At 66.8% G+C, this 3,655-nt stretch carries 3 protein-coding genes; 2 read left to right on the plus strand and 1 reads right to left on the minus strand.

Going from position 1 to position 3,655, the window contains the following annotated elements:
• Window positions 1-385 precede the first annotated feature (385 nt).
• Window positions 386-1,369, plus strand: coding sequence for a complex I NDUFA9 subunit family protein (locus EOA29_RS28875; RefSeq protein WP_127221945.1), 984 nt, complete (start codon window positions 386-388; stop codon window positions 1,367-1,369).
• A gap of 11 nt (window positions 1,370-1,380) precedes the next feature.
• Here the strand turns inward: EOA29_RS28875 and EOA29_RS28880 are convergent, their stop codons facing one another.
• On the minus strand, window positions 1,381-2,751 hold the full coding sequence (locus tag EOA29_RS28880) for a cytochrome P450 (protein ID WP_127221946.1): 1,371 nt from the start codon (window positions 2,749-2,751) through the stop codon (window positions 1,381-1,383).
• 180 nt (window positions 2,752-2,931) lie between these two features.
• Here EOA29_RS28880 and EOA29_RS28885 point away from each other — a divergent pair, with 180 nt between their 5' ends.
• On the plus strand, window positions 2,932-3,513 hold the full coding sequence (locus EOA29_RS28885; RefSeq protein WP_127221947.1) for an NADPH-dependent FMN reductase: 582 nt from the start codon (window positions 2,932-2,934) through the stop codon (window positions 3,511-3,513).
• The last annotated feature ends 142 nt before the right edge of the window (window positions 3,514-3,655 follow it).

The raw sequence follows: 3,655 nt of genomic DNA on the forward strand, positions 1-3,655 counted from the left end.
TTATCGCCCTGCGACGACCCATCATCGGCACCCCACATCGCAAGCCGCAGAGGGTGGCTGGGTCGCGGCTTGCGGTTGGCGGCGCCGCGCCGGGCGTCCAGGGCCGGGGCGGGCGTGAATGCTTCACGCCGCCTTGATACCGTCTCAGGTCAGGCCGCCTCGTTGGTCCCTGTTTCGGCGCGACCACTGCCCGGAAAACCCCGCTTCGGCGGGGTTTTCTGTTTGGGCCGAAACAAGCTCGAGATTGGCTTCGCCTGCCCTTTGCCTTTGGCGCGAAACCGACTATGAAACGGCCAGATCAAAGTCTTACAGCGTCCTTTACGCGTCCGATTGGCCGCGCGGCGCTGTAACCAAGTACTATCGGGAAAGCGCGCCGGAGCCAGCCATGACCGAAATCCTGCAGACCCCCAAGCTCGTCGTCGTCTTCGGCGGCTCAGGCTTTGTCGGCCGCCATGTCGTGCGCGCGCTCGCCAAGCGCGGCTACCGCATCCGCGTCGCCTGCCGGCGGCCGGACCTTGCCGGCCATGTGCAGCCGCTCGGCAATGTCGGTCAGATCCAGCCGGTGCAGGCCAATGTGCGCGTGCGCTGGTCGGTCGACCGCGCCGTGCAGGGCGCCGACCACGTCGTCAACCTGGTCGCCATCCTGCACGAGACCGGCCGGCAGAAATTCGGCTCCGTGCACGACTTCGGCGCGCGCGCCATCGCCGAGGCCGCGCGGTCGGTCGGCGCCAGCCTCACCCACATCTCGGCGCTCGGCGCCGACTTGAACTCGGCTTCCGACTACGCGCGCACCAAGGCGCTCGGCGAGAAGGCGGTGTTCGAGACGATCCCGGATGCCGTCATCTTCCGGCCGTCGATCAATTTCGGACCGGAAGACAGCTTCTTCAACCGCTTCGCGGGCATGGCACGCCTCTCGCCCGTCCTGCCGCTGATCGGCGGCGGGCAGACGAAATTCCAGCCGGTCTATGTCGGCGACGTCGCCGAGGCGATTGCGCGCTCGGTAGACGGCAAGGTCAAGGGCGGCCAGATCTATGAGCTCGGCGGTCCGCAGGTCCTGACCTTCAAGGAATGCATGGAAGAGATGCTCGCGGTCATCGATCGCCGGCGGCTCCTGGTGCCGGTGCCGTGGTGGGTGGCGAACATCCAGGCCTCGATCCTTCAGCTGCTGCCCAATCCGCTGCTGACCAAGGACCAGGTGCTGCAGTTGCGCGCGCACAACGTCGTCTCCGAAGCCGCCGCCAAGGCGGACAGGACGCTCGGCGGCCTCGGCATCCAGCCGCAGGCGATCGCCACGATCCTGCCGAGCTACCTCTGGCGCTTCCGCGCCGCCGGCCAGTTCCAGCAACGCCGGCCGATAGCCGACCGGTAACCAACAGCCAGTCAGGACCGCCGGGAAACCTGCATCGGCAGGCCGCCCTGCGGCTGCGTGGTCAGCTTCTGGACCGGCCATGGCCGGGTTTCGGCCGTCACGTCGAAGCGGAAGCGCGACAACAGGATGGCTAAAGCGATGATCGCCTCCTGCATGGCGAAGCTGGCGCCGATGCAGACGCGCGGCCCGGCGCCGAAAGGCAGATACTGGAAGCGGTCGATCCGGTCGCGGTTTTCGGGATGGAAACGCTCCGGCATGAAGGCGTCCGGCCGGTCCCACAGCTTGCGGTGCCGATGCACGACCCAGGGCATCACCAGCACGGCGGCATATTTCGGAATATAGAGACCGTTCCAGGTCTCCGGCTCGATCGGCTCGCGGTTGATCGAGGGCGCCGGCGGATAGAGCCGGAGCGCCTCCTCGAAGGCGGCGCGGGTGAGCGGCATGGCGTCCAGCCATTTCGTCGGATCAGGCTCTCTTGCCAGCACCGCGTCGATCTCCTGCTCGATCCTGTCGCGCTCCCAGGGCGCTTCGGCGAGGCAATAGATCGTCCAGCCCAGCGCCCGCGCCGTCGTCTCATGGCCGGCGCCGATGAAGGTGATTATGTTGTCCTCGACTTCCGAGCGCGTCAGGCCATCCGGTCCCTCGGCTCTCAACAGCAGCGTCAGGAAATCCTGCGGCACGCTATCGGGGTCGCGCCTCAGCCGCTCCTCGCGCATCTTCACCGTGCCGGCGACGATGTTGCGGAAATAGGCCATGGTCTTGCGGCCGCGGATGCGGGTGAAGCGCGGCAGCCATTCCGGCGCGCGCAAAAGGTCGAGCGGATCGACGCGGCCCATGGTCTCGAACAGGCGGTCGACTTCCTTGGCGAAGCTGCCCTGCTCCCCGGCGATCTCGCCGGAAAACAGCGTCTCGGCCAGGATGTCATAGGTGAGCATCGTCATGTCACGAGCGACGTCGGTCGTGCCGCCGGCCTCGTAGCGGGTGACGAATTCCAGCGTGCGCTTCAGCATCGGCTCGGCGAAACCGAAGATGTGGCGTGGCGTGAACATCGGCGCCATCGCCTTGCGCGAGCGCTTCCACACCTCGCCCTCGGCCGTGAGCAGGCCGTCGCGCAGGATCGGGCGCAGGATCAGCTGGCGCACGGTCGCCATCTTGTAGTTCCTGGCGTTGTCGATCAGCACATGGCGTATGAGGCCGGGATCGTTGGCGATGACCAGCGGCCCGCCGATGCCGGTCACCGAGATCCAGGGCTCGTTGTAGGTATGCTCGCCCCACAGCTCGAGCGGGTTGCGGTAGACGATGCGCATCATCTCCAGCGTCGAGGGCGGCTGGGTGCGCGGCTTCGGCGCGGGCGGCACGAAGGGGGCGGGCTTGGTGTCCATGGGCATGCTCCGCTGGCAGGCTAAATGTAGTGCCCGGCAAGGCGGGCGTCCATGTGGCCGAGTGGCAAGTCCGCGGACGGACCGCCTCGCCTGAATGTGAACGGCGCGACCAATGGCCGCTTGTTGACGGTGACTGCTTGCTTTAGTCACCAATGTATACTGTCAATGAAGGAGCCACCCGTGAAGAACCAGTTGAGCATCATCATCGGCAGCACGCGGCCGGGCCGCGCCGGGCCGATCTTCGCCGAGTGGCTCGAGGGCTTCGCGCGCGAGCACGGCAAGTTCGAGCCGGTGCTGACCGACATTGCCGCCTTCAAGCTGCCGATGCTCGACGAGCCGCATCATCCGCGCTTGGGCAAATATGAGAACGACCACACCAAGGCCTGGTCGAAGGCGATCGACGCCGCCGACGCATTCGTCTTCGTGGCGCCGGAATACAATTACTTCGTGGCCCCGGCGATCGTGAACGCGGTCGACTATCTGCTCAAGGAGTGGCGCTACAAGCCCGCCGCCATCTTCAGCTATGGCGGGGTGTCCGGCGGCCTACGCGCTGCGCAGGCGCTGAAGCCGCTGCTGACCTCGGTCGGCGTCATGCCGATCCCGGAAGGCGTGGCGCTGCCCGCCTACAGGACGCTGCTTGACAAGGGTGGCGCATACCAGGCGAGCGACTACGTGCTGCAGGGTGCCAAGATGATGCTCGACGAACTGCTCCGCTGGAGCGAGGCGCTGAAGGCACTGCGCGCCAGCTTGCCTTTGGAGTAAAGGCCGATCCGGCACGACCGGCTGCGCGCCGTGCCCGGACGCGGCTTTCGCAGCCGCCTGGCCCTACCATCTGGCCCGATTGCGGAGCCGACGCGCCGCGGCAGCACAAGGGCCTTCTCGCCAAGCCGGCAAAATGCCCGCA

Source organism: Mesorhizobium sp. M1E.F.Ca.ET.063.01.1.1, from assembly GCF_003998155.1.
In the GTDB taxonomy this organism is placed as follows: domain Bacteria; phylum Pseudomonadota; class Alphaproteobacteria; order Rhizobiales; family Rhizobiaceae; genus Mesorhizobium.